Source organism: Streptomyces montanus, assembly GCF_005786655.1.
GTDB lineage: Bacteria > Actinomycetota > Actinomycetes > Streptomycetales > Streptomycetaceae > Streptomyces > Streptomyces sporangiiformans.
On sequence record NZ_VBZC01000070.1, the window covers coordinates 12802 to 39364 of the forward strand.

The window sequence follows — 26563 nt, forward strand, 5'->3', positions numbered from 1 at the left end:
CCGATGGCGGACGGCGCCGGATACAACGGAGCAAGCGATCAGGACCTCCTGGCCCTTCATGTGGAGGGCGACCCGGAGGCCTTCGGTGAGCTCGTGCGCCGTCACCGCGACCGGCTGTGGGCGGTGGCCCTGCGGACTCTCGGAGACCGTGAGGAGGCCGCAGACGCGGTCCAGGACGCTCTGGTCTCCGCTTACCGCGCCGCCCACACCTTCCGCGGCCAGTCGGCCGTCACGACGTGGCTGCACCGCATCACGGTGAATGCCTGCCTCGACCGCGCGCGCAAGGCCGCCTCACGGAAGACCTCGCCGGTCGACGACACGGAACGTCTGGAGCACCTCCTTGATCCGCACGAGTCGGCGTCCGCGCCGGCCGAGCGCAATGATCTGCAGCGGGAGCTCCTCGAAGCCCTCGGCACACTGCCACCCGACCAGCGCGCCGCCCTCGTCCTGGTGGACATGCAGGGATACCCGGTGGCTGAGGCCGCCCGCATGCTCGATGTGCCGACCGGCACGGTCAAGAGCCGCTGCGCACGCGGCCGGGCCAGGCTCGTTCCGCTGCTCAGACACCTGCGTACGGACGCCGGTAGTGGCGGAGACAGCAAGAAGTCGGGTGAGGGACGGAACCGCACGCAGGGGACATCCGTCCCACCCGCAGCGGGAGCACACGGCGCAGGGCCAAACGATTCAACTGCTGTGAAGGGCGGAGGTGGGCGAGCGTGACATCCACGACCGACACGGCCGGACACCCGGAAGTCACGGAGATCTCCGACCTCACGGAAGGCCTGCTGCCGCCCTCGCGTACGGAGGACGTACGACGGCATCTGGACGACTGTGCCCTCTGTGCCGACGTGTACGCATCGCTGGAAGAGATCCGCGGCATGCTCGGCACACTGCCGGGCCCGGTCCGTATGCCCGACGATGTCGCTGGGCGCATCGATGCCGCCCTCGCCGCCGAAGCCCTACTCAGTGCCACGACACACGATGCCGGTGCCACGGACGTCCCTGCAGTCATCACCGTCGCCCGCCCCCTGTCCGAGGACAGCGACGGCCCCCCTGTTTCACGTGAAACGTCGACCGCGGCCGACCGCCCCGCCGAACGCCCACGCGCCTCCACCGGTCCGGGTCGACCGAACCGCATGCGCCGTCGCCGTCGCGGGACCGTGATCCTGGGCGCCATGTTCACGGCTGCCGCGCTGGGAATCAGCGGTCTGCTCCTCCAGTCGTTGAACGACGACCCCTCGGGGGACACCGCCGGGCGGAACCACACCGACTCGGTGAACACCTTCAGCAAGGGCAAGCTGGAAGGCCAGGTCGCGGATCTCCTCGCCAAGAGCACGGACCGTGAAAACGGCAACCGAAACTGGGGACCCGCGACCTCCTCCGACGGGCCGAGCACTTTGAAGGAGACCGGGGCTCCGGTGCCCGAGTGCATCCAACGAGGCATCGGCCGCAACGAGGCCGCTCTCGCCGCCAAGAAGGGCACCTACGACGGTACGAGCGCGCTTCTCGTGGTGTTGCCCGATGCCTCAGACGAGACTCGGGTCACGGCCTACATCGTCGACTCCAGCTGCGTGGGCAAGTCCTCAGCCGCTGCTGCCGGCAAGGTGCTGCTGAAGCAGTCCTACACACGAGACTGAGCGAGTCACGCTCCGTCCATGGCGTCCGGTCCTGTCCCCGCGCGGTTACGCGTCTTCGTGTGCCCGGACACAGTGGGAATGCGCGCCCCTTAGGATCCGTTGGGTGGGGTGAGAGTTCTGAGAGAAGCTCCCACCGGTCGTACGAAGCAGTCTCCAGAGACGAGGAATCAAGCCGTGAGCGACGTCCGTAACGTGATCATCATCGGCTCCGGGCCCGCCGGCTACACGGCGGCGCTCTACACCGCGCGCGCGTCGCTGAAGCCGCTGGTGTTCGAGGGCGCCGTCACCGCCGGCGGCGCGCTGATGACCACCACCGAGGTGGAGAACTTCCCCGGCTTCCAGGACGGCATCATGGGCCCCGAGCTCATGGACAACATGCGGGCGCAGGCCGAGCGCTTCGGTGCCGAGCTGGTCTCGGACGACGTCGTCGCGGTCGACCTCAGTGGTGAGATCAAGACGGTCACGGACACTGCCGGCACCGTGCACCGGGCCAAGGCCGTCATCGTCGCCACCGGTTCTCAGCACCGTAAGCTGGGGCTGCCCAACGAGGACGCGCTCTCCGGGCGCGGCGTCTCCTGGTGCGCGACCTGTGACGGCTTCTTCTTCAAGGACCAGGACATCGCCGTGATCGGCGGCGGTGACACAGCGATGGAGGAGGCCACCTTCCTCTCCCGGTTCGCCAAGTCCGTGACGATCGTCCACCGCCGCGACACACTGCGCGCCTCCAAGGCTATGCAGGAGCGCGCGTTCGCCGACTCTAAGATCAAGTTCATCTGGGACAGCGAGGTCGCCGAGATCCAGGGCGACCAGAAGCTCTCCGGCCTGAAACTGCGCAACCTCAAGACCGGCGAGACGTCTGTGCTCCCGGTGACCGGCCTGTTCATCGCGATCGGCCACGACCCGCGCACCGAGCTCTTCAAGGGCCAGCTCGATCTGGACGACGAGGGCTACCTCAAGGTCGACGCGCCCTCGACCCACACGAACCTGACGGGGGTCTTCGGCTCCGGCGACGTCGTGGACCACACCTACCGCCAGGCGATCACCGCGGCCGGCACCGGATGCTCCGCTGCCCTCGACGCCGAGCGCTTCCTTGCTGCTCTCGCGGACAGCGAAGCCGCGGCAGAGCCCGAGAAGACCACCGTCTGACACCCACCCGCCCCACCGCACCAACCAGTTAAGGAGCCCGCCGTGGCCGGCACCCTGAAGAACGTGACCGACGACTCCTTCGAGCAGGACGTCCTCAAGAGCGACAAGCCCGTCCTGGTGGACTTCTGGGCCGCCTGGTGCGGTCCGTGCCGTCAGATCGCGCCGTCTCTCGAGGCAATCGCCACCGAGTACGGCGACAAGATCGAGGTTGTCAAGCTCAACATCGACGAGAACCCGGGTACGGCCGCCAAGTACGGCGTCATGTCCATCCCGACCCTGAACGTCTACCAGGGTGGCGAGGTCGCCAAGACCATCGTCGGTGCGAAGCCGAAGGCCGCGATCGTGCGGGATCTCGAGGACTTCATCGCCGAGTAGTCGGCGACGCCGTCCGACAGAAGCGGCGTTGTTTCACGTGAAACACGAATGGGCCAACCCGGACGGGTTGGCCCATTCGCATGCTCGCTCATTCACATGCACGGCGATGCCCGGTGCGTTTACAGCGGACGCAGAGCCGGCTCCTTCTGTACCGCCCCCAGTAGCCGGTCGAGCGCCAACTCCACATCTTCCTTCCAGGAGAGCGTCGTCCGCAGCTCCAACCTCAGCCTCGGGTACGTGGGATGGTGCCGTACGGTCTTGAAGCCCACAGCCGTCAGATGGTCAGCGGGCAGGACGCAGGCCGGTTCATCCCAGCGGGCGTCACCGAAGGCCTCGATCGCCTTGAACCCCCGTCGCAGCAGATCCTTGGCGACCGTCTGAACCATCACGCGCCCAAGCCCCTGCCCCTGATAACCGGGCATGATGAAGGCGGTCATCAGTTGGACCGCGTCAGGGGAGACCGGGCTTGTGGGAAATGCCGTAGCGCGCGGCACATATGCGGGAGGCGCGTAGAGCACGAAGCCCACTGGCATGTCGTCGACGTAGACGACACGGCCGCAGGATCCCCACTCCAGTAGAACGGCGGAGATCCACGCCTCCTTCTCCAACTCGGGTGTGCCTGCCTTTACCGCGGCCTGACCGCTGACTGGGTCCAACTCCCAGAAGACACACGCCCGACAGCGCTTGGGAAGGTCCGGAAGGTTGTCCAGCGTGAGCGGTACGAGCCGACGCCCCATGAAGGCAGTTCCTCGCTTCCTTCGCCCGCAGCGCCACGGGCGGCTGTCAGAGCGCTCCGTTCCCTGAGCAGGCTGCCGACGAACCCGCCGACCGCTCCGAGCCCTAGGCCCGCGCCCACCAGTCCGGTGCGGCTCACCGTTCGCATGGCCCCCGCCTCCCCACAGAAGGTGCTGCCAGGTGAATACGCCATACCCGAACGCATCGTATCCACGATGTGATTTGTTCGATACCGCCAGAAAGCAAAGAGCGGGCCGTGTTCCGGTACACACCGGACACGGCCCGCTCAGAAGGTCGGCCGATGGGAATCGTGCCCACCTCCTGACGCTCAGGCCTCGGACTCTTCGGAGTCGTCGTCCAGGAGACTCTTCTGCAGAACCGGCCCCTCGCCCGGGGCGAGCGAGCCGAGGATCCGCTCCAGATCGTCTATCGAGGCGAACTCGACGGTGATCTTGCCCTTCTTCTGGCCGAGGTCGACCTTCACCCGGGTCTCGAAGCGGTCCGAGAGACGTGTGGCGAGATCGGTCAGCGCGGGCGACACCCGGGCACCGGCTCGGGGTCCCTTGGAGCGTGGAGCGGCCTTCGGTCGCGACCCCATGAGGGTGACGATCTCCTCGACAGCCCGCACCGAGAGCCCTTCGGCCACGATGCGATGAGCCAGCCTGTCCTGCGCCTCCGAGTCGTCCACGGAGAGCAGGGCACGCGCATGGCCGGCGGACAGAACCCCGGCAGCGACACGACGCTGCACCGCGGGCGAGAGCTTCAGCAGACGCAGAGTGTTGGAGACCTGCGGACGGGACCGACCGATGCGGTCCGCCAGCTGATCATGCGTGCAGTTGAAGTCCTTCAGCAGCTGGTCGTAGGCAGCCGCCTCTTCCAGGGGGTTCAGCTGAGCCCGGTGCAGGTTCTCCAAAAGCGCGTCCAGGAGAAGCTTCTCGTCCTCCGTGGCCCGCACAATCGCGGGAATGGCCTCGAGTCCCGCCTCACGGCAGGCCCGCCAGCGCCGCTCGCCCATGATGAGCTCGTAACGCGCCGGTCCCAGCTGCCGCACGACGACAGGCTGGAGAAGCCCGACCTCCTTGATGGAGGTGACGAGTTCCGCGAGAGCGTCCTCGTCGAACACCTCACGGGGCTGACGCGGGTTCGGCGTGATGGCGTCAAGGGGCAGCTCGGCAAAGTGCGCTCCTAGAGGAGCCGCAGGCGTCTCCCCGAGACCGCTCGCCGAGGGCTCCTCTGTTTCATGTGAAACATTGGACTGCGGAAGCGAGGCCACCTTCGCCGCCGCCACCCCACGCTCTGCGGTGAGTACCGGCACTGCGGCGGATGAGCCCGGTGGCCCACCCGTTGCCGGGGACGCCGGCTTCTCCCCTGTTGGGGCAGCAGGGATCAGTGCGCCGAGACCGCGGCCCAGCCCCCTCCGTCGCTCGCTCACTGAGTCCCCTCCACCATGCTCTGATCGTTGTGTGCGCCCAGGTGGGCATGTTGCGCGTCGTACGACACACCGACACCCCGCAACGCGATTTCCCGTGCCGCCTCAAGATACGACAGGGCACCGCTCGACCCCGGATCGTAGGTCAGCACCGTCTGCCCGTAGCTCGGCGCCTCAGAGATACGGACCGAACGGGGAATGCTCGTCCGCAGCACCTCCTCGCCGAAGTGATTGCGTACCTCGTCCGCGACCTGGGATGCCAGTCGGGTCCGGCCGTCGTACATGGTGAGGAGGATCGTCGACACATGCAGGGCGGGGTTGAGGTGCCCCCGCACCAGGTCGACGTTCCTCAGCAGCTGGCCCAGACCCTCCAGCGCGTAGTACTCGCACTGGATGGGGATCAGGACCTCCGCACCGGCAACCAGTGCGTTGACCGTCAGCAGACCCAACGACGGCGGGCAGTCAATGAGGATGTAGTCCAACGGCTGCTCGTACGCCTGGATCGCCCGCTGCAGTCGACTCTCCCGCGCCACCAGGGACACCAGCTCGATCTCCGCACCGGCGAGATCGATCGTGGCGGGTGCGCAGAACAGCCCCTCGACATCGGGGACTGGCTGGACGACGTCGGAGAGCGGCCTGCTCTCAACCAGGACGTCATAGATGGACGGGACTTCGGCGTGATGGTCGATGCCCAGCGCGGTGGACGCATTACCTTGAGGATCAAGGTCGACCACCAGGACCCGCCCACCGTGCAGGGCGAGCGAGGCGGCCAGATTCACCGTCGTCGTGGTCTTGCCCACCCCGCCCTTCTGGTTGGCAACCACCATCACACGGGTCTGCTCGGGCCGTGGCAAACCTTCGCCGGCGCGGCCCAGAGCCTCCACCGCCAGTTGGGCAGCACGACCGATGGGAGTGTCGTCCATCGGGGGCGGTGTTTCACGTGAAACATCCTCCCCCATCGACTCGGTACGGGGACCGGGGACCGGATCGGTCATCGGTCCCGCGATGTTGGCGTCGGACCGCAAGGATTCACTCTCCTCGACTTCAGGCTCGCAATGAACAGAGCCTCCCATGCCTTCGGGGTCGTGAACCAGCGAGGCCCGTGCTTCTGTGGAGAAATCCACCTCTGTGGACAACTCCGCCCCCTCTTCGGGGGATGTTTTGTCCGCAGGAGAAGGTCTGCCTCCGCGGGATCCGAGGGCCCCAAGGGGACTGCGGTCGCGGGGTTCGGCCGCAGCCCGGCCGCGGCTGATGATTCCGTGCAACAGTGAGCGACGTTTCACGTGAAACACGATGCACAGCGCCCGCGACCATGCCTGGGTGACACTCCGACATGCATGGGTTGGGCAGCTTGTGTGGAGTACGGCTCGTCGTCAGGACGGATCAGCGACGACGACGCGCCCGCCCCGTCCGCGCCGCCTTGGCCCGCTTGGCCGCGAAACGCACTCCACCCGGACTTTCCCCGACCTCGACCCGCACCACGGTGGCGAGTGGACTCACCACGCCCTCGCCAACATGAAGCACAGAGGTTTCCACGGCACCGAGCTTGCTCAGGGCGGCCCCGGCACTCTTGACCTCTTCCGCTGCCGTGTCGCCCTTGAGTAGGAGCATCTCGCCGTACGGGCGAAGCAGCGGCACACCCCATGCCGCAAGGCGGTCCAGAGGTGCCACGGCCCGTGCTGTCACCACATGGACCGCGGGCAGCGTGCCCAGGACCTCCTCGGCGCGGCCGCGGACGACGGTGACATGCTCGAGGCCGAGCAGTTCGACGACCTCGGTGAGGAAGTTCGTACGGCGCAGCAGCGGCTCAAGCAGCGTGATCTTCAGGTCGGGGCGGACAAGGGCCAGCGGGATACCGGGCAGCCCGGCGCCCGAGCCGACGTCGCACACGGTCACGCCCTTGGGCACGACCTCCGAGAGCACCGCACAGTTCAGCAGGTGCCGTTCCCAGAGGCGGGGCACTTCGCGGGGGCCGATCAGCCCGCGCTGTACCCCCGCGTCCGCCAGCAGTTCCGCGTATCGGACCGCGTCTGCGAAGCGATCGCCGAATACCGCCTGAGCCTGCTCGGGCGCAGGGGGGAGCTCCGCTGCCTCCGTCACGGGAACCGTCCTTCCATACCGCATAAGCGCACTGAGCGCTGACCACCAGGACCACGAGGAATTATCAGGGACTGCCAGGGACTGGGCCCGGGACCGCCGGGACCGCCGGGACCGCCAGGACCGCCAGGACCGCCAGGACCGCCAGGACCGCCAGGACCAGGCTGACAAAATTCGGCCCCGCCTGCGCAACAGACGGGGCCGAAGGAACGTACGTGCCGACTCAGGCGGGAAGCACGACGACGAAGCGCTGCGGCTCCTCGCCCTCGGACTCGCTGCGCAGGCCCGCGGCCTTGACCGCGTCGTGCACGACCTTGCGCTCGAAGGGCGTCATCGGATTCATCTTCACCGGCTCACCGGAGCTCTTGGCCTCGGCCGCGGCCTTGGCACCCAGCTCGGAAAGCTCCTCACGCTTCTTCGCGCGGTAGCCCGCGATGTCCAGCATGAGCCGGCTGCGGTCCCCGGTCTCCCGGTGGACGGCCAGCCGCGTGAGCTCCTGGAGCGCCTCCAGCACCTCACCGTCACGGCCGACCAGCTTCTGCAGATCACGGCTACCCGTGTCGCTGATGATCGAGACAGCGGCGCGATCGGCCTCGACATCCATGTCGATGTCGCCGTCGAGGTCGGCGATATCCAGCAGACCTTCGAGGTAGTCCGCCGCGATCTCGCCCTCCTGCTCCAGGCGACTCAGGGTGTCGCCGCCCTCGGTGGCCTCGGAGGTGGTGCCTTCCGTCACGGGATGGACTCCTTCTTACTTCTTGGAGGGGGACTTGGGCCGCTGCGGGCCCTTGCGCTGTCCGGACTGGGCCTTGCTGCGTGTGCCACCCGAGGCGGACTTGCCACCCGAGGCTGCCTTGCCGCCGGTCGCGGACTTGCCGCCCGCCGGCTTGGCGTCCTGCGGCTCGTCGGACTTGCTCAGGGAGGTCTTCGCCCCGGAGTCGCCCGCCTCCTTGGCGGAACCGTGGGTGGCGCCCGACTGACGCTGGGACTTGCTCTGCCGCTTGGGCTGCTGGCGCTTGGGGGCGCCGGTCGCCGGGGTGCCGTCCTCGGTCTCGGCGACGGTCGCGACATCGCTCTTCGCCACGGTGCCGTCGGACTGGGCCGCGAGTCCTGCCTTGCTCAGACCGTTGATGAACTTGCGCTCGTGCTCGTTGCGGTCACGGCCCTTGACCACGATCGCCTTGACGACGGCGCGCTCACGGCGGCTGCGGGTCTTGCCGTGGTGCGTGACGTGCTTCAGCAGACGCTCAAGGAAAGCGGCCTGTGCCTTGGAGCCCGGGGTCGGGTTCTGGTGGATCACGTACATCTGCTGGCCCATGGTCCACACGTTGGTGGTCAGCCAGTAGACGAGGACACCGACGGGGAAGTTGATGCCGAAGACGGCGAACATGACGGGGAAGACGTACATCAGCATCTTCTGCTGCTGCATGAACGGCGTCTTCACCGTGGTGTCGACGTTCTTCGTCATCAGCTGGCGCTGCGTGTAGAACTGCGAGGCCGACATCAGGACGATCATGATCGCGGTGACGACGCGAACGTCGGTCAGCGTGGCGCCGAGCGACTCGACCTTGCTCGAGCTGTCCGTGAACTTCGCGGCCAGTGGGGCACCGAAGATGTGTGCCTTCTGCGCGCTCTCCAGCAGGCGCGTATTGATCACACCGATGGTGTCGTTCGACGCGATGCTGTTGAGCACGTGGTACAGGGCGAAGAAGAACGGAGACTGCGCCAGGATGGGAAGGCACGAGGAGAGCGGGTTGGTGCCCGTCTCCTTGTACAGCTTCATCATCTCTTCGGACTGACGCTGCTTGTCGTTCTTGTAACGCTCCTGGATCTTCTTCATCTCGGGCTGGAGCGTCTGCATGGCCCGGGTCGCCTTGATCTGCTTCACAAAGAGCGGGATCAGGCAGATTCGGATCAGGATCACCAAGGACACGATGGACAGGCCCCAGGCCCAGCCCGTGTCCGGGCCGAAGATAGCGCCGTACAACGAGTGGAACTGGACGATGACCCAGGAAACGGGTGTCGTGATGAAGCTGAAAAGACTGGCAATCGTGTCCACTAATCAGGCTCCTTGAGCATGGGACGGAGTCTCGGCGGCCGGGCTCGAGGGGTGGTCGGACATACCGTGCCCTTCGGTGGCCGGTTCGGCGGCGGAGGTCCCGCCCTTGCGTGAGCGCCAGGCGTTACGCAGCATTTCGTGCCACCGCGGACGCTTGCGCGGCGGGACATGGTCCACACCGCCCAGCGACCACGGATTGCACCGCAGGATGCGCCAGGCGGTGAGTGCCGTTCCCTTGACCGCGCCATGGCGGTCGATGGCCTCGTACCCGTAGTGGGAGCACGACGGGTAGTACTTGCACACCGGCCCGAGCAGCGGACTGATGGTCCACTGGTACAGCTTGATGAGAGCCAGCAGTGGGTACTTCATCGCGCACCCCCTCCCAGCAGCCGCTGCAAGGCGGCATCCAGGTCTCGGGCCAGCTGTGCATGGTCGGCGTCGCCCGCGCCGGGCAGCGCTCGTACGACTACCAGGCTACCGGGGGACAACAGGGCCATTCGGTCGCGCATCAGATGGCGAAGCCTGCGCTTCACCTTGTTGCGCACAACTGCGCCGCCCACCGCCTTGCTGACGACGAAACCCGCACGCGACGGGGGAAGGCTCTCCCCAGGCGCGTGCGGGTCCGTTGCACCGCTGCGTAGGTGGACGACGAGGAGCGGGCGTCCGGCCCGGCGCCCCCGGCGTACCGCGGTCGCGAAGTCCTCGCGCCGCCTCAGCCGATACTCGGTAGGCAGCACGTCATGACCTGTACTGCGATCAGGCGGACAGGCGGGCGCGACCCTTGCCACGGCGGGACGCGAGAATCGCGCGGCCGGCACGGGTGCGCATACGCAACCGGAAGCCGTGGGTCTTCGCGCGACGACGGTTGTTCGGCTGGAAGGTGCGCTTGCTCACTCGGGGGCTCCAGAAAGAATCGGTAGGTGGCGGGGTGCCGTCCTGGCTGTCACCGTGCGCCCACGAGTAGCTCGTATTAACGCCCGAGTGCACCGCTTCCCGATCACTCGTACGTGATCTATGCCCATCGGAGGCAGGCGGCAGCAGCCATCGACAACTCGACCTGGTTACGGTACGCGCGGCTACGCCATCCGGTCAAACCAGCTCCTGCCGGGAGACACTATCCACAGGCTGGGGACAGCAACTTGAACCGCACCGGTCGCCCTGACTACCGTGGCTGGACTTCGATTCGTTCCCTTCCCCCGGCCTCAGCCGCTTCGTGCCACCCCGCCCAACTGCTTCGTTCCGCCCGCCCACTGAGTTTCATCCCAACCCGTCCCAAGAACCACACGTTCGTGGGACCCGTGAGAGAGCGTGCCCTGTGGCTGACGTACCTGCCGATCTTGCCGCAGTGTGGCCACGCGTACTGGAAGAACTCCTCGGTGAGGGTCGCGGGCAAGGTGTCGAGACCAAGGACGAGCACTGGATCAAGCGCTGCCAGCCGCTGGCACTGGTCGCGGACACCGCGCTGCTCGCCGTCCCGAACGAGTTTGCGAAGGGCGTGCTCGAAGGACGCCTGGCGCCGATCGTCAGCGAGACGCTCAGCCGCGAGTGCGGCCGCCCGATCCGTATCGCGATCACCGTGGACGACTCCGCCGGTGAGCCACCGGCTACGCCCCCACCCCCCACCGTGCCCCAGCCGCGCTACGAGGAGCCCGAGCTCCCCTCGGTGCAGGGCCGTGACGGGTACGACCAGGGCCGTGACGGGTACGAGGGGTACGGCCGGCACCGGGCCGACGACCGCACGCACGACCACCCCCAGGGCCGTTCCGACCAGCGGCCGCCCGCCCGCGGGGACCAGCTCCCGACCGCCCGTCCCGCGTATCCCGACTATCAGCGTCCCGAGCGGGGCAGCTGGCCGCGACCCTCGCAGGACGATTACGGCTGGCAGCAGCAGCGGCTCGGATTCCCTGAGCGCGACCCGTACGCCACGCCCCCGCAGGACTACCGCCCGCAGTCCCTGGAGCGCCCGCCGTACGAGCAGCAACGGCCCGACTACGACCAGCCGCGCTCCGACTACGACCAGCCCCGGCCCGACTACGAGCAGCCGCGTCCGGACTACGACCAGCCGCGCTCCGAGTACGACCAGCGCCCGGACCGCCGCGAGCGGCCAGAGCCGCCGTCGCCGTCCGTCACCGGTCACGTCCATCGCGGCGGACCCGTGGGCTCGGCCCTGCCCGCGCCCAGCGGGGCACCCGGCCCGCTGGCCGCGCAGCCGGCCCCCGCGACGGGTCCGGGCGAGCCCACCGCGCGCCTCAACCCGAAGTACCTCTTCGACACGTTCGTCATCGGCGCTTCGAACCGCTTCGCCCACGCGGCCGCGGTCGCTGTCGCCGAGGCACCGGCGAAGGCGTACAACCCCCTTTTCATCTACGGGGAGTCGGGTCTCGGCAAGACACATCTGCTGCACGCGATCGGGCACTACGCCCGCAGCCTCTACCCGGGCACACGCGTGCGGTACGTGAGCTCGGAGGAGTTCACGAACGAGTTCATCAACTCCATCCGCGACGGCAAGGGCGACAGCTTCCGCAAGCGGTACCGCGAGATGGACATCCTTCTCGTCGACGACATCCAGTTCCTCGCGGACAAGGAGTCGACGCAGGAGGAGTTCTTCCACACCTTCAACACGCTCCACAACGCGAACAAGCAGATCGTGCTGTCCTCGGACCGGCCGCCCAAGCAGCTGGTGACCCTGGAGGACCGGCTGCGGAACCGCTTCGAGTGGGGTCTGATCACGGACGTCCAGCCGCCCGAGCTGGAAACCCGTATCGCGATCCTTCGTAAGAAGGCGGTGCAGGAGCAGCTCAACGCCCCGCCGGAGGTCCTGGAGTTCATCGCCTCGCGCATCTCCCGGAACATCCGCGAGCTGGAGGGCGCGCTGATCCGCGTGACGGCGTTCGCGTCGCTCAACCGGCAGCCCGTGGACCTCGGTCTGACGGAGATCGTCCTCAAGGACCTGATCCCGGGCGGCGAGAACGCGGCGCCGGAGATCACGGCGACGGCCATCATGGCGGCGACCGCCGACTACTTCGGGCTCACGGTGGACGATCTGTGCGGATCCTCGCGCAGCCGCGTGCTGGTAACGGCCCGCCAGATCGCCATGTATCTGTGCCGGGAGCTCACCGACCTGTCACTGCCGAAGATCGGCGCGCAGTTCGGCAACCGCGACCACACGACCGTCATGCACGCCGACCGCAAGATCCGTGCGCTGATGGCCGAGCGGCGCTCGATCTACAACCAGGTCACCGAGCTCACGAACCGCATCAAGAACGGCTGACAGACCCTTCCGTACGTCCGGTGCACGGCCATCCGTCCACTGCCACACACCGCTGGAGGCGCCCCCGGGACCGGGTCCCGGGGGCGCCTCCCGTCGTTCCGCGGCCACCGCGCCGGCACCCGCTGTTCGAATACGCGCTCCGTTACGGCCATCCTCCACAGATTTGGGGACTTTCTCGCATCCACACCCTGGGGACCGGGAAGTTGTTCAGATCGTGTCCACAGGGTGAGCTGTTCACGAACCATCGAGCCAGGTCAGTTGGTTGTGGATTCGTGGACGAATGATCTCCACAGTCTGTGGACGACGACTGGATCCACAGGCTGTGCAGAAAGTTGTCCACTGGTGACCCACAGGCTGAGGCGGGTTGTCCCCAGTGATCCCCAGCTTCTCCACATGGCTGTCCACTGTTCGGCAACGGGACGCGCCCTCTCACCGCGTCGAGTGAAAGGCGTCACACCAAGGTGCCCGGTTGGGCTGTGGGGAACGTGGGTAAAGCTGGGGACGGCGTTGGGGAGAAGTGCCCCGTGTCTGTGCATCGGGTGTGCAGAACTTTTCCCCGTCCACAGCGCACCCCGGTTGTCCACCGTTGCCGCCCACAGGGCCCGTGGACAAAAAACCGGCGTTGACCTGCGCAAACGGAGTTATCCACGGTATCCACAGCCCCTACTACTACTCCCAACTAGAGAGAGCTGGGAATTCGCTTCGAAGAGGGGGCTGTGCACAACTCGCGCTCGGCGCCCCAGGTGCCGCTCGGCACGACTTGACCCCGAGAGGCACCTACTGTCAGTGCGGTGCGTCAGACTGGTCCCCGGTGTTCTCCCCATCAGTGGGCCGAGGCACACCGAGTCAGACGACGAAGGCGAAGCAGGGCGAGAGCGCCGGCAACAGACGGAGGCGGCAACGGTGAAGATCCGGGTGGAACGCGACGTACTCGCGGAGGCAGTGGCCTGGGCGGCGCGCAGCCTCCCGGCACGCCCGCCGGCTCCTGTGCTCGCCGGCCTTCTGCTGAAGGCCGAGGAGGGCGCGCTGAGCCTCTCGAGCTTCGACTACGAGGTCTCGGCACGCGTCTCCGTGGACGCCGAGGTCGACGAGGAAGGCACGGTGCTCGTCTCCGGCCGGCTGCTCGCCGACATCTGCCGCGCCCTCCCCAACCGGCCGGTGGAGATTTCCACAGACGGTGTACGGGCGACGGTGGTCTGCGGCTCGTCGCGCTTCACACTCCACACACTGCCTGTGGAGGAGTACCCAGCGCTGCCGCAGATGCCGTCGGCGACGGGCACCGTCCCCGGTGAGGTCTTCGCCTCCGCCGCCGCCCAGGTGGCCATCGCCGCCGGCCGTGACGACACGCTTCCCGTCCTGACCGGTGTACGCATCGAGATCGAGGGCGACACGGTCACGCTGGCATCCACCGACCGCTACCGCTTCGCGGTCCGGGAGTTCCTGTGGAAGCCGGAGAACCCGGAGGCGTCCGCGGTCGCCCTGGTGCCCGCCAAGACGCTCCTGGACACCGCCAAGGCGCTCACGAGCGGCGACAGCGTCATCCTGGCGCTGTCCGGTTCGGGTGCGGGTGAGGGCCTGATCGGTTTCGAGGGCGCGGGGCGGCGTACGACCACCCGGCTGCTGGAGGGCGACCTTCCGAAGTACCGCTCGCTGTTCCCGACGGAGTTCAACTCGGTGGCCGTCATCGAGACCGCCCCCTTCGTGGAGGCCGTCAAGCGTGTGGCCCTGGTCGCCGAGCGGAACACCCCGGTGCGGCTCAGCTTCGAGCAGGGTGTGCTGATCCTGGAGGCCGGTTCCAGTGACGACGCACAGGCTGTGGAGAGGGTCGACGCCCAACTGGAGGGCGACGATGTCTCGATCGCCTTCAACCCGACGTTCCTGCTCGACGGCCTGAGCGCCATCGACTCCCCGGTGGCCCAGCTCTCCTTCACGACGTCCACCAAGCCGGCGCTCCTCAGCGGCAAGCCCGCCGTGGACGCGGAGGCGGACGAGGCGTACAAGTACCTGATCATGCCGGTGCGGCTCAGCGGCTGAGCCTGGTGAGCCCGCTCCGCCCTGCCGGTGGTCCCGGCCGGGGGCGTGGGGGTTGTCCCCCACAAGATCGCAGTATGCCGGTGCGGCTCAGCGGCTGACGGAAGTCCGCAGGTGAGGGCGTACGTCTGAGCGGCTATGCCCACAGATGTGCGGGAGCGTCCGGGTTTAGGCTCGGACGCGGGTACGAAAGTGCCCCCACGCCACGTCGCTAGTGAAGGAACAACCTGATGGAGCTCGGTCTCGTCGGTCTCGGCAAGATGGGCGGCAACATGCGCGAGCGCATACGCCGCGCAGGCCACACCGTCATCGGATACGACCGCAACCCGGACCTCGCCGATGTCCACAGCCTCGAGGAGCTTGTGGGCAAGATCAGGGGTCCGCGCGTGGTGTGGGTGATGGTCCCGGCCGGAGCGGCGACCCAGTCCACCATCGACGAGCTCGCCGAGCTCCTGGATCCCGGGGACATCGTCGTGGACGGCGGCAATTCGCGCTGGACCGACGACGAGAGGCACGCCGAGGAGCTCGCGGCCAAGGGCATCGGCTTCGTCGACTGCGGTGTCTCGGGCGGCGTCTGGGGCCTGGAGAACGGCTATGCGCTGATGTACGGCGGCGACGCCGAGAACATCGCCAAGGTCCAGCCGATCTTCGACGCTCTCAAGCCCGAGGGAGACCTCGGCGCCGTGCACGCGGGCAAGGTCGGTGCCGGCCACTTCTCCAAGATGGTCCACAACGGCATCGAGTACGCGATGATGCAGGCCTATGCCGAGGGCTGGGAGCTGCTGGAGGCCGTCGACTCCGTCACCGATGTGCGCGAGGTCTTCCGCTCCTGGCAGGAGGGCACGGTCATCCGCTCCTGGCTGCTCGACCTGGCGGTCAACGCCCTCGACGAGGACGAGCACCTGGAGCAGCTCAAGGGTTATGCACAGGACTCCGGCGAGGGCCGCTGGACTGTGGAAGCCGCCATCGACAACGCGGTGCCGCTGCCGGCGATCACCGCGTCGCTCTTCGCACGCTTCGCGTCCCGGCAGGACGACTCGCCGCAGATGAAGATGGTCGCGGCGCTGCGGAACCAGTTTGGCGGCCACGCGGTCGAGAAGAAGTAATCCACACCACCCCGGGTTCTCCACACTCGGGGTGACCCGGTTGTCCACAGCGGGGGACAACCCGGGGACCACCGGAAGCACCACGTTGGGGGAGGTCGGCGAACGACCATGCACGTCACGCATCTGTCGCTGGCCGACTTCCGCTCGTACGCCCGGGTCGAGGTCCCGCTCGATCCGGGCATCACGGCGTTCGTGGGCCCCAATGGGCAGGGCAAGACGAACCTCGTCGAGGCGGTCGGTTATCTGGCGACGCTCGGCAGTCACCGTGTCTCCTCCGACGCGCCCCTGGTCCGCATGGGCGCCGACCGCGCGATCATCCGGGCGCAGGTCCGACAGGGCGAGCGCCAGCAGCTCGTCGAGCTGGAGCTGAACCCCGGCAAGGCGAACCGTGCCCGAATCAACCGGTCGTCGCAGGTCAGACCCCGTGACGTCCTCGGCATCGTACGGACGGTGCTGTTCGCTCCCGAGGATCTCGCGCTGGTGAAGGGCGATCCGGGCGAGCGCCGGCGCTTCCTCGACGAATTGATCACCGCGCGTGCCCCACGCATGGCGGGCGTGCGCTCCGACTACGAGCGCGTGCTCAAGCAGCGCAACACGCTCCTCAAGTCCGCCGCGCTCGCCCGCCGCCACGGCGGCCGCTCCCTGGACCTGTCGACGCTGGACGTGTGGGACCAGCACCTCGCGCGCGTGGGCGCCGAGCTGCTCGCCCAGCGGCTCGATCTGATAGCCACGCTCCAGCCGCTGACCGACAAGGCGTACGAGCAGCTGGCACCCGGCGGCGGTCCCGTCGCGCTGGAGTACAGGCCCTCGTCACCGGAAATCGTCGGCCACGCGCGCGAGGACCTCTACGAACAGCTGATGGCCGCCCTCGGGGACTCCCGTAAGCAGGAGGTCGAGCGGGGCGTCACCCTGGTCGGCCCGCACCGGGACGAGCTGTTGCTCAAACTCGGTCAGATGCCCGCGAAGGGATATGCGTCACACGGTGAGTCCTGGTCGTACGCGCTCGCACTGCGCCTGGCCTCGTACGACCTGCTGCGGGCCGAGGGCAACGAGCCGGTGCTCGTTCTCGATGACGTGTTCGCGGAGCTGGACACCCGGCGCCGTGAGCGCCTCGCCGAGCTGGTCGCCCCTGGGGAGCAGGTCCTGGTGACCGCGGCGGTCGACGACGATGTACCGAGCGTGCTCACGGGGACGCGGTACGTCGTGTCGGAGGGCACGGTGGAGCGCATATGACCGAAAACACACCGGATCCGCAAGAGAGGCCCAAAGCCCCCGAACCGTCCGGAGTCGACCTCGCGCGCGTGGCCCTGCGCGCCGCGAAGGAGCAGGCACGCGCGCGTGGGGACGCGGCGCGGCAGAAGAAGCAGGCACGGCGCGGTGGCCTGCGCTCGGGCTCCGGCGCCGACGGGCGCGATCCCATGGCGCTCGGCGCCGCCGTCAACCGGCTGATCACCGAGCGCGGCTGGGAGACCCCGGCCGCCGTCGGCGGTGTCATGGGCCGCTGGCCGGAGATCGTCGGCGACGACCTGGCCAAGCACTGTGTACCGGAGAAGTACGACGAGGACGAGCGGGTCCTCACGGTGCGGTGCGATTCCACGGCCTGGGCGACGAACCTGCGCCTCCTCGCTCCGCAGCTGGTGGCCCGGCTGAACGAGGACCTCGGGCACGGCACGGTGAGGCTGATCAAGGTGTACGGCCCCGGGGGTCCCGCACGCAGCTTCGGCCCCCTTCGCGCGCCCGGCAGCACGGGCCCCGGTGACACCTACGGGTAGGCAGACCGGGCGGTACGGCGTTGGTAGCGGGGGGTTGACACCTCGAAGCGCTGAGTGCCGCTGTGAGCCTCTTGGAGGCCTGGGCGGCGTATGGGGAGTCGGCCGAGACCGGTTCAGGGCGGCACATGCGGACTCAGGTACCGGCAAACGCCCATCACTGTCGGCGCTACCGGTAGACTGGGGGCTAATCCCGCCCCACTTGTGGGACACACCGAGCAACGCTGACTAAGGCTTACCAACGCAACACGCCGCAGCCGCTCCGGCCACCCGCCGGGAGCTTGGCTTGTGCTGTGCCAGAAAGGGCGCTTCGTGGCCGATTCCGGCAACCCCAACGAGAACATCCTGTCCATCGACGCCGGCGAGAACGGCGAGGTCACAGCCTCGTCGTACGACGCCAGCGCCATCACCGTCCTCGAGGGTCTGGACGCGGTCCGCAAGCGACCCGGCATGTACATCGGCTCGACCGGTGAGCGCGGACTGCACCACCTCGTACAAGAGGTCGTCGACAACTCCGTCGACGAGGCGCTGGCCGGCCACGCGGACACCATCGACGTCACGATCCTCGCCGACGGCGGCGTGCGGGTTGTCGACAACGGCCGTGGCATCCCGGTCGGCATCGTCCCCTCCGAGGGCAAGCCGGCCGTCGAGGTCGTGCTGACGGTCCTGCACGCGGGCGGAAAGTTCGGCGGCGGCGGCTACGCGGTCTCCGGCGGTCTGCACGGCGTGGGTGTCTCCGTCGTGAACGCCCTGTCGACCAAGGTCTCCGTCGAGATCAAGACCGACGGCTATCGCTGGACGCAGGACTACAAGCTGGGGGTCCCGACGGCCCCGCTTGCCCAGCACGAGGCCACGGACGAGCACGGCACCACGGTCATCTTCTGGGCCGACCCGGACATCTTCGAGACCACCGATTACTCCTTCGAGACGCTCTCGCGGCGTTTCCAGGAGATGGCGTTCCTCAACAAGGGGCTGAGGATCAACCTCACCGACGAGCGCGAGTCGGCGAAGGCCACGGCCGGGGCGGACGAGGCGGGCGAGGACGAGAAGCACGAGGTCAAGAGCGTCTCGTACCACTACGAGGGCGGCATCGTCGATTTCGTGAAGTACCTCAACTCCCGCAAGGGAGACGTGGTGCACCCCACTGTGATCGACCTCGAGGCCGAGGACAAGGACAAGAGTCTTTCCCTCGAACTCGCGATGCAGTGGAACAGCGGTTACAGCGAGGGTGTGTACTCCTTCGCCAACATCATCCACACGCATGAGGGCGGTACACACGAAGAGGGCTTCCGCGCGGCGCTGACGAACCTGGTCAACAAGTACGCGCGCGACAAGAGGCTGCTGCGCGAGAAGGACGACAACCTCACGGGTGACGACATCCGCGAGGGTCTGACGGCGATCATCTCGGTGAAGCTGAGCGAGCCGCAGTTCGAGGGCCAGACCAAGACCAAGCTGGGCAACACCGAGGTGAAGACCTTCGTCCAGAAGGTCGTCTACGAGCACCTGAACGACTGGCTGGACCGCAACCCGAACGAGGCCGCGGACATCATCCGCAAGGGCATCCAGGCGGCCACCGCGCGCGTGGCGGCCCGCAAGGCGCGCGACCTGACGCGTCGCAAGGGCCTCCTGGAGACGGCGTCCCTGCCGGGCAAGCTCTCCGACTGCCAGTCGAACGACCCCACCAAGTGCGAGATCTTCATCGTCGAGGGTGACTCCGCCGGCGGCTCGGCCAAGTCCGGCCGCAACCCGGAGTACCAGGCGATCCTCCCGATCCGAGGCAAGATCCTCAACGTCGAGAAGGCGCGGATCGACAAGATCCTTCAGAACCAGGAGATCCAGGCGCTGATCTCGGCCTTCGGCACCGGAGTCCACGAGGACTTCGACATCGAGCGGCTGCGCTATCACAAGATCATCCTGATGGCGGACGCCGACGTCGACGGCCAGCACATCAACACCCTGCTGCTGACGTTCCTGTTCCGCTTCATGCGGCCGCTGGTAGAGGCGGGCCACGTCTTCCTGTCGCGCCCCCCGCTCTACAAGATCAAGTGGGGCCGTGACGACTTCGAGTACGCGTACTCGGACCGCGAGCGCGACGCACTGATCGAGCTGGGCCGTCAGAACGGCAAGCGCATCCGCGACGACTCGGTCCAGCGCTTCAAGGGTCTCGGCGAGATGAACGCCGAGGAGCTGCGCATCACGACCATGGACCAGGAGCACCGCGTCCTCGGCCAGGTCACGCTCGACGACGCGGCCCAGGCCGACGACCTGTTCTCGGTGCTGATGGGCGAGGACGTCGAGGCGCGCCGCCAGTTCATCCAGCGCAACGCCAAGGACGTCCGCTTCCTCGACATCTGAGTCGGTCTCAGCTGACCGCACCAGGAAGGATCTTCACCAGCAATGACCGACGCGAACATTCCAGCCGTTCCTGAGAACGAGGGCCTGGCCCTGCGTGTCGAGCCTGTGGGGCTCGAGACGGAGATGCAGCGCTCGTACCTCGACTACGCGATGTCCGTCATCGTGTCGCGTGCGCTGCCCGACGTACGGGACGGTCTCAAGCCCGTCCACCGCCGCGTGCTGTACGCCATGTACGACGGCGGCTACCGCCCCGAGAAGGGCTTCTACAAGTGCGCCCGCGTCGTCGGCGACGTCATGGGCAACTACCACCCGCACGGTGACTCCTCGATCTACGACGCGCTGGTTCGTCTCGCGCAGCACTGGTCGATGCGGATGCCGCTGGTGGACTCCAACGGCAACTTCGGCTCTCCGGGCAACGACCCGGCGGCGGCCATGCGCTACACCGAGTGCAAGATGGCGCCGCTGTCGATGGAGATGGTCCGTGACATCGACGAGGAGACCGTCGACTTCACGGACAACTACGACGGCCGCTCCCAGGAGCCGACCGTCCTGCCCGCCCGTATCCCGAACCTGCTGATCAACGGCTCGGCGGGCATCGCGGTCGGCATGGCCACCAACATCCCGCCGCACAACCTCCGCGAGGTCGCGGCCGGCGCCCAGTGGTACCTGCAGAACCCCGAGGCCTCGCACGAGGAGCTCCTGGACGCCCTGATCGAGCGCATCAAGGGCCCCGACTTCCCGACCGGCGCCCTGGTAGTGGGCCGCAAGGGCATCGAGGAGGCCTACCGCACGGGCCGCGGCTCCATCACGATGCGCGCGGTCGTCGAGGTCGAGGAGATCCAGAACCGCCAGTGCCTGGTGGTCACCGAACTCCCTTACCAGGTCAACCCGGACAACCTCGCGCAGAAGATCGCCGACCTGGTGAAGGACGGCAAGATCGGCGGCATCGCGGACGTCCGGGACGAGACCTCGTCCCGGACCGGACAGCGCCTGGTCATCGTCCTGAAGCGCGACGCCGTCGCCAAGGTCGTACTGAACAACCTCTACAAGCACACGGATCTCCAGTCGAACTTCGGCGCCAACATGCTGGCGCTGGTGGACGGCGTACCGCGCACGCTGTCGCTCGACGCGTTCATCCGGCACTGGGTGGCGCACCAGATCGAGGTCATCGTCCGGCGCACGAAGTTCCGGCTGCGCAAGGCCGAGGAGCGCGCGCACATCCTGCGCGGCCTCCTGAAGGCGCTGGACGCCATCGACGAGGTCATCGCGCTGATCCGGCGCAGTGACACCGTCGAGATCGCGCGCGAGGGCCTGATGGGCCTCCTGGAGATCGACGAGATCCAGGCCAACGCCATCCTCGAGATGCAGCTGCGCCGTCTCGCCGCCCTCGAGCGCCAGAAGATCGTCCAGGAGCACGACGAACTCCAGGCGAAGATCCGCGAGTACACCGAGATCCTGGCCTCTCCGGTCCGCCAGCGCGGCATCGTGAGCGAGGAGCTCGCCGCGATCGTCGAGAAGTACGGCGACGACCGCCGCTCCAAACTGGTGCCCTTCGACGGCGACATGTCCATCGAGGACCTCATCGCCGAAGAGGACATCGTCGTCACCATCTCGCGCGGCGGCTACGTCAAGCGCACCAAGACCGACGACTACCGCTCCCAGAAGCGCGGCGGCAAGGGCGTACGCGGCACGAAGCTCAAGGAAGACGACATCGTCGACCACTTCTTCGTGTCGACGACTCACCACTGGCTGCTGTTCTTCACCAACAAGGGCCGCGTCTACCGGGCCAAGGCGTACGAGCTGCCGGACGCCGGACGTGACGCGCGCGGCCAGCACGTCGCGAACCTGCTGGCCTTCCAGCCGGACGAGGCGATCGCCGAGATCCTCGCGATCCGCGACTACGAAGCGGCGCCTTACCTGGTGCTGGCCACCAAGGGTGGCCTCGTGAAGAAGACGCCACTGAAGGATTACGATTCTCCGCGCTCGGGCGGCGTCATCGCGATCAATCTCCGTGAAACAGAGGACGGTTCCGACGACGAACTGATCGGTGCCGAACTCGTCTCGGCGGAAGACGATCTGCTTCTGATCAGCAGGAAGGCACAGTCGATCAGGTTCACGGCGACGGATGACGCCCTCCGCCCCATGGGCCGGGCGACCTCGGGCGTCAAGGGCATGAGTTTCCGTGAGGGCGACGAGCTGCTCTCGATGAATGTTGTTCGAACCGGTACGTTCGTGTTCACCGCCACAGACGGTGGGTACGCGAAGCGGACCGCCGTTGACGAGTACCGCGTCCAGGGTCGCGGTGGCCTCGGCATCAAGGCCGCCAAGATCGTGGAGGATCGCGGCTCGCTCGTCGGCGCGCTGGTGGTCGAGGAGACGGATGAGATCCTCGCCATCACACTGTCGGGCGGTGTGATTCGTACGCGGGTCAACGAGGTCAGGGAGACGGGTCGTGACACCATGGGTGTCCAACTGATCAACCTGGGCAAGCGCGATGCCGTAGTCGGTATCGCTCGTAACGCCGAGGCCGGTCGCGAGGCCGAGGAAGTCGAGGCAGTGGGCGTCGACGAATCGGACGAGGTCGAGACGGTCGTCGGTACGGACGAGGGCAACGAGGCCACGGCCGAGTAGCGCGAGGAGTGAGTTATTCGTGAGCGGAGCCACGGGCGCCGGATCGACCGGTACGGAATCGACCGGTACGGAATCGGACGGCGGCCGTGGCCCCGCCGCGGAAACGACGGACTCCTCCCCTGACTCTCATGGATCCCAAGGGGGAGCTGTGACGGACACCAGAGGCTCGCAGACGCCGCAGTACGCGGCAGGCGCGGTCCCAGGCTCGCCGGTGCCTCCGGCCCCCGGCTCGCCGCTGCCGGGAGAACGGCAGCCCCAGCCCCAGCCCGCTCAGCCGTACCACCCGCCGCAGGCGTATCAGCCGCAGCAGCCGCCGCCGCAGCCTCCGTCCGGTGGCCCTCAGGGCGCGGGCCCCCAGGGCGCGGTCCGCCGGCCGCGCACCGGAGCCCGGACGACACCTCGGACGCGCAAGGCACGCCTGCGCGTGGCCAAGGCCGACCCCTGGTCGGTGATGAAGGTCAGCTTCCTGCTCTCCATCGCGCTGGGCATCTGCACGATCGTCGCGGCCGCGGTGCTGTGGATGGTCATGGACGCCATGGGCGTCTTCTCCACCGTGGGCGGCACGATCTCCGAGGCCACGGGCTCGAACGAGTCCAACGGCTTCGACCTGCAGTCCTTCCTGTCGCTGCCGCGCGTGCTCATCTTCACGTCGGTCATCGCGGTCATCGACGTCGTCCTCGCCACCGCGCTCGCCACCCTCGGCGCCTTCATTTACAACCTCTCAGCGGGCTTCGTGGGCGGCGTCGAGCTGACCCTCGCGGAGGACGAGTAAAACGTTGTCCGGGCCTGCTGGCCGGGGCTCGCCGAGTCGGTTGAACGGGGCGGAGAAGGCCCTGTAACTATCGATTTTGGGACTGGCCGCGTCGTGCGCTAATCTTCAGAGGTCAGCGCGCGGGACATACACCGCACAGCGCGGCGGGGCTATAGCTCAGTTGGTTAGAGCGCATCCCTGATAAGGATGAGGCCACAGGTTCAAATCCTGTTAGCCCCACCAGCGAGAAGACCCCCACTCGATCATGGTTGGGGGTCTTTGACATTCACGGCTGACATCAGCCGCCGGGGCCCCGCCTCAGGTGGCGTGAGGTGGCCGTGGCGTTGGCTTCTTCGGTTCTTCGGGGGACTGACCCCCCACATCACGTTGGCCACCGCACACTGCGAAGGCCCCCAACCAGTTGTGGTTGGGGGTCTTGCTGTGTCCGGTGGTGTGCGTACGCAAGTTCGCCCGGACGTGAGGGTTGCCGGCGGTGTTCCGGAGCTACGCAGAGCCTTGGCGCCTCGATGGGGCGGAAAGGCAGGTTGCGAGTTCGTGGCAGCCGGAAGAGCCACAGGGGCCACAAGGGCCGGAAGAGCAGGAAGAGCAGGAAGAGCAGGAGAAAAACAGAGGGTCCGTGGGGTCTGATGCGGCCTGGGCCGGTCTGGAGAGGCCTACGTCAGGTCGGTGTGCGGGGCGGCGGAGTCCGCCGCCTCCTCCTCGTCTTCCTCGGAGGATGTGTTCGCGTCCGGCAGCGGGCGGTGGCGGCAGCTGGGTGAGGAGCCGTGGGCCTCGGCGTGGATGCGTTGTTTCATCGTGGGGGGTAGGGCCCGGCAGAAGGACCACGCCCAGTGGGACATCGCGGGGACCGCGACCGTGAAGCTCGGCTTGGTGTTGCGAGCTGTCTCGGCCTGAGGTACCACCGTGGTGGCGCCGGCCGCGCTGGCCGTCGCGATGATTCCGAGCGTCGTGAACAGTGTGATGAAGGCGGTGATGACCGCTGTCCACAGCTTCATGACCTTGTTCCTGGTCATGGCCCCTCACTTTCGGGTCGGGCGATTTGCGTACTTTCCTCATGATGTGTATGAGGGCTGCGAAGTGGTGGACCTGCGCCCGTGGCGCAGGGATCTTCGGATGAACACCACCCGGATGGACCCAACAGAACCGAAAAGTGAGAAAGCACCGCGAAAGCTACGGTGTGTGGTGATTGGTCACCCTGTGCTCAGAGTGGGGTCGTCCGCTTCTACAGCTGTTCGCCGGGCGGGAGTTGAGGACCGACGCAGGTCACCGATCGGTATCGATCGGTGTGTATAGTCGGGCGCCAGAAGTCCCCTACGTCAAGGAAAGACGAGGTCGCGCGGTGAAGAAGCTTCTCCTGGTCGCACTGGCCGCCATCGGCGGGCTCCTCGTGTACCGCCAGATCCAGGCGGATCGCGCCGAGCAGGATCTGTGGACGGAGGCGACCGACTCCGTGCCCACGGGTTCGTGAGTAGCGACGACAGTCTCAGTACAGACCCCGGCCGCCCTCGCGGTCGGGGTTTTGTGTTGTCCCGATGCGGTGTCTTCGGGACAGAAGGCGCTTGCCTCGCGTGAAGCGGGGATGACCCGGTGACGCGCGGGGCAGGATGGTCGGGGCTTCGCGGGCGTTCGGGGCGCCATGAGCCCGTCCGCGGGAGCCCGGTGAGTGACGATCCGGGTCTACGGCGAGGGGGCGCGTGATGGGGCGGCGCACGGTGTGGTGGCGCGGCCGTACGGTTCTGGCCTGGACGGCTGCCCTGTGCGTCATCGCGGCGCTGCCGGTTCAGGCGCAGGCGCAGACGTCGGCGCAATGGCAGGGGCAGGGGCAGGGGCAAGGGGAAGTACGGGGCCGGCCGGTGGCGGCCGGTGCTTCTGATCCGTACGCCTTCGCCGCTGACGCCGAGCCCGTCGACGGTACGGCGGCTGCCGCGGATGCCGCGCGGCTGGCCCCGGGAAAGACCTACAAGAGCTCCGTCGGGAACAACGGCAAGCTGTACTACCGCCTCCGGCTCGACAGCGCCTCCAACGCGTACGTCTCGGCCACGGCCATCCCCAGGCTGGGGACGAAGGTCGCGTACTCGGACGGCATCAAGGTGTTCGTACAGGACCCCGCGGGCAACAAATGCTTCTCCGGTGACGCCGGTGACGCACGATTCGGGGCCACCGAGAGCCCTCGTCCCCTCACCGCCTGGGCGTCACGCAGGATCGGTGCCGACGAGTACAGCTGCCAGGCGGCAGGGACGTACTCGGTGGTCGTCGAGCGCACCAGCAGGGCCGGTTCCTCGCCGGACGACTGGGATCTGGAGCTTCAATACGTTTCGGAGCCCGCCCTGAAGAAGACCGGTCGGGCCACAGCCCCGGAGACCTGGAACTCCGCCTCCCCCGAGGCCGTCGGCGGCGCGGCGCAGACCCGCAGGGGCGGCACGAGCTTCAACGAGGCATCCGCTCTGGAGCAGGGCGCCTGGAGAGACGGGATCCGGGCCGGACGGACGCTCTACTACAGGGTTCCCGTCGACTGGGGGCAACAGATCTACGCCACCGCCGAATTGGGCGGCGCGAGCGGAGGCGACGGCTTCCTGGGCAACGCCCTCGTCATGGCGCTCTACAACCCGGTACGCGCGTTCGTGGACGACGCCCGTACCGGATACGGCGGCAAGGCGCAGCCTGCCGCCCTGGAGCCGCTGCCCTCGGTCGCCTACGAGAACCGGTACGCCATCGACGACCAGGTGAGCGGGATGCGCTTCGCCGGCTGGTACTACCTCGCCGTCCATCTCGGTGCCGCGGTGGCTGAGAAGTTCGGTGACGGGCCGTACGACCTGACGCTGCGCGTCCGGGTGAGTGGTAGCGGCGGAGAGGGGCCGGCGTACGCGGGGACGGCCGAGCCGCGCGGTGTGTTCGACGTCACAGCGGGGGACAGGGCCGCGGCGGCGAACGGTGCCTCGGCGGCGGGCGACCGTGACGGCGGAGGCGGGAACGCCGCGATGAAGCTGGTGGCGGTGGGCGGGATCGGCGCGGGGAGCGTGCTCGTGCTGGGGCTCGGGGTGTGGACGATGGTCGCACGGCGGCGAGCGGCTGCGGCGGCACCGGTCGGCGCTGCGGCTTCGCGGCAGTACGAGTCGTCGCGGGCCCGGTAGTTCACCGATTCTTGCGTCG

24 protein-coding genes and 1 tRNA gene are annotated in these 26563 nt (G+C 67.6%); 15 read left to right on the forward strand and 10 right to left on the reverse strand.

What is annotated here, in order from left to right:
• Positions 1 to 3: 3 nt before the first annotated feature.
• The 4 genes from sigM to trxA all read left to right on the forward strand — a co-directional run bounded on the left by sigM (position 4) and on the right by trxA (position 3158).
• Positions 4 to 720, forward strand: a complete 717-nt coding sequence (gene sigM, locus FE633_RS39815) for an RNA polymerase sigma factor SigM (RefSeq protein WP_138050050.1) — start codon at positions 4 to 6, stop codon at positions 718 to 720.
• Positions 717 to 1637: an anti-sigma factor family protein gene (locus FE633_RS39820; protein ID WP_138050051.1), complete on the forward strand. Its 921-nt coding sequence runs from the start codon at positions 717 to 719 to the stop codon at positions 1635 to 1637. The genes sigM and FE633_RS39820 overlap by 4 nt, the downstream gene beginning before the upstream one ends.
• Positions 1638 to 1811: 174 nt before the next feature.
• Positions 1812 to 2783 (forward strand): thioredoxin-disulfide reductase, encoded by a 972-nt coding sequence (trxB, locus tag FE633_RS39825; protein WP_138050052.1) that lies wholly within the window; start codon positions 1812 to 1814, stop codon positions 2781 to 2783.
• Between the two features lie 42 nt (positions 2784 to 2825).
• Positions 2826 to 3158 carry a thioredoxin gene (gene trxA, locus FE633_RS39830; protein WP_119101956.1) on the forward strand — a complete coding sequence of 111 codons (333 nt, stop codon included), beginning with the start codon at positions 2826 to 2828 and terminating at the stop codon, positions 3156 to 3158.
• 119 nt (positions 3159 to 3277) lie between these two features.
• Here the strand turns inward: trxA and FE633_RS39835 are convergent, their stop codons facing one another.
• From FE633_RS39835 to rpmH, 9 genes are all read right to left on the reverse strand, one after another.
• Complete coding sequence (locus FE633_RS39835) at positions 3278 to 3895, reverse strand: GNAT family N-acetyltransferase (protein ID WP_138050053.1); 618 nt, start codon at positions 3893 to 3895, stop codon at positions 3278 to 3280.
• 326 nt (positions 3896 to 4221) lie between these two features.
• Positions 4222 to 5325 (reverse strand): ParB/RepB/Spo0J family partition protein, encoded by a 1104-nt coding sequence (locus FE633_RS39840; RefSeq protein ID WP_138050054.1) that lies wholly within the window; start codon positions 5323 to 5325, stop codon positions 4222 to 4224.
• Positions 5322 to 6395 (reverse strand): ParA family protein, encoded by a 1074-nt coding sequence (locus tag FE633_RS39845; protein WP_138050076.1) that lies wholly within the window; start codon positions 6393 to 6395, stop codon positions 5322 to 5324. Before FE633_RS39845 ends, FE633_RS39840 begins: the two co-directional genes overlap by 4 nt.
• A 310-nt stretch (positions 6396 to 6705) precedes the next feature.
• Complete coding sequence (gene rsmG / locus FE633_RS39850) at positions 6706 to 7422, reverse strand: 16S rRNA (guanine(527)-N(7))-methyltransferase RsmG (protein ID WP_138050055.1); 717 nt, start codon at positions 7420 to 7422, stop codon at positions 6706 to 6708.
• A 220-nt stretch (positions 7423 to 7642) separates the two neighbouring features.
• On the reverse strand, positions 7643 to 8155 hold the full coding sequence (locus tag FE633_RS39855; RefSeq protein WP_138050056.1) for a Jag family protein: 513 nt from the start codon (positions 8153 to 8155) through the stop codon (positions 7643 to 7645).
• A gap of 15 nt (positions 8156 to 8170) precedes the next feature.
• Complete coding sequence (gene yidC / locus FE633_RS39860) at positions 8171 to 9478, reverse strand: membrane protein insertase YidC (protein ID WP_138050057.1); 1308 nt, start codon at positions 9476 to 9478, stop codon at positions 8171 to 8173.
• Between the two features lie 3 nt (positions 9479 to 9481).
• Positions 9482 to 9847 (reverse strand): membrane protein insertion efficiency factor YidD, encoded by a 366-nt coding sequence (gene yidD / locus FE633_RS39865; RefSeq protein ID WP_119101962.1) that lies wholly within the window; start codon positions 9845 to 9847, stop codon positions 9482 to 9484.
• Entirely contained in the window at positions 9844 to 10215 is a 372-nt protein-coding gene (gene rnpA / locus FE633_RS39870; protein ID WP_138050058.1) for a ribonuclease P protein component, read from the reverse strand. The genes yidD and rnpA overlap by 4 nt, the downstream gene beginning before the upstream one ends.
• 19 nt (positions 10216 to 10234) lie before the next feature.
• Positions 10235 to 10372 carry a 50S ribosomal protein L34 gene (gene rpmH, locus FE633_RS39875; protein WP_003949374.1) on the reverse strand — a complete coding sequence of 46 codons (138 nt, stop codon included), beginning with the start codon at positions 10370 to 10372 and terminating at the stop codon, positions 10235 to 10237.
• 421 nt (positions 10373 to 10793) lie between these two features.
• Between rpmH and dnaA the strand changes: the two genes are divergently transcribed.
• From dnaA to FE633_RS39925, 9 genes are all read left to right on the forward strand, one after another.
• Positions 10794 to 12749: a chromosomal replication initiator protein DnaA gene (gene dnaA, locus FE633_RS39880; protein WP_138050059.1), complete on the forward strand. Its 1956-nt coding sequence runs from the start codon at positions 10794 to 10796 to the stop codon at positions 12747 to 12749.
• Between the two features lie 903 nt (positions 12750 to 13652).
• Complete coding sequence (gene dnaN / locus FE633_RS39890; RefSeq protein ID WP_138050060.1) at positions 13653 to 14783, forward strand: DNA polymerase III subunit beta; 1131 nt, start codon at positions 13653 to 13655, stop codon at positions 14781 to 14783.
• 227 nt (positions 14784 to 15010) lie between these two features.
• Positions 15011 to 15886 (forward strand): phosphogluconate dehydrogenase (NAD(+)-dependent, decarboxylating), encoded by an 876-nt coding sequence (gnd, locus tag FE633_RS39895; RefSeq protein ID WP_138050061.1) that lies wholly within the window; start codon positions 15011 to 15013, stop codon positions 15884 to 15886.
• A gap of 108 nt (positions 15887 to 15994) precedes the next feature.
• Entirely contained in the window at positions 15995 to 17119 is a 1125-nt protein-coding gene (gene recF, locus FE633_RS39900; protein ID WP_138050062.1) for a DNA replication/repair protein RecF, read from the forward strand.
• A complete protein-coding gene (locus tag FE633_RS39905; protein WP_138050063.1) occupies positions 17116 to 17658 on the forward strand; it encodes a DciA family protein in 543 nt (180 codons plus the stop codon). The genes recF and FE633_RS39905 overlap by 4 nt, the downstream gene beginning before the upstream one ends.
• A 309-nt stretch (positions 17659 to 17967) precedes the next feature.
• A complete protein-coding gene (gyrB, locus tag FE633_RS39910) occupies positions 17968 to 20010 on the forward strand; it encodes a DNA topoisomerase (ATP-hydrolyzing) subunit B (protein ID WP_171060311.1) in 2043 nt (680 codons plus the stop codon).
• Positions 20011 to 20052: 42 nt separating this feature from the next.
• Complete coding sequence (gene gyrA / locus FE633_RS39915) at positions 20053 to 22641, forward strand: DNA gyrase subunit A (RefSeq protein WP_138050065.1); 2589 nt, start codon at positions 20053 to 20055, stop codon at positions 22639 to 22641.
• A 19-nt stretch (positions 22642 to 22660) separates the two neighbouring features.
• The gene (locus FE633_RS39920) at positions 22661 to 23413 is read left to right on the forward strand and encodes a DUF3566 domain-containing protein (RefSeq protein ID WP_138050066.1); all 753 of its coding nucleotides are present in this window, start codon (positions 22661 to 22663) and stop codon (positions 23411 to 23413) included.
• A 145-nt stretch (positions 23414 to 23558) separates the two neighbouring features.
• Positions 23559 to 23635 (forward strand) — tRNA-Ile (locus FE633_RS39925).
• Between the two features lie 431 nt (positions 23636 to 24066).
• On the opposite strand, the gene FE633_RS39930 is transcribed toward FE633_RS39925, so the two are convergent.
• Complete coding sequence (locus FE633_RS39930; RefSeq protein ID WP_138050067.1) at positions 24067 to 24426, reverse strand: DUF6344 domain-containing protein; 360 nt, start codon at positions 24424 to 24426, stop codon at positions 24067 to 24069.
• Positions 24427 to 24752: 326 nt separating this feature from the next.
• Here FE633_RS39930 and FE633_RS47930 point away from each other — a divergent pair, with 326 nt between their 5' ends.
• Together FE633_RS47930 and FE633_RS39945 are read left to right on the forward strand one after the other, a co-directional pair.
• Positions 24753 to 24881, forward strand: coding sequence for a DLW-39 family protein (locus FE633_RS47930; protein WP_003999697.1), 129 nt, complete (start codon positions 24753 to 24755; stop codon positions 24879 to 24881).
• A 229-nt stretch (positions 24882 to 25110) separates the two neighbouring features.
• Positions 25111 to 26544 (forward strand): hypothetical protein, encoded by a 1434-nt coding sequence (locus tag FE633_RS39945; protein ID WP_212747332.1) that lies wholly within the window; start codon positions 25111 to 25113, stop codon positions 26542 to 26544.
• Positions 26545 to 26563 lie beyond the last annotated feature (19 nt).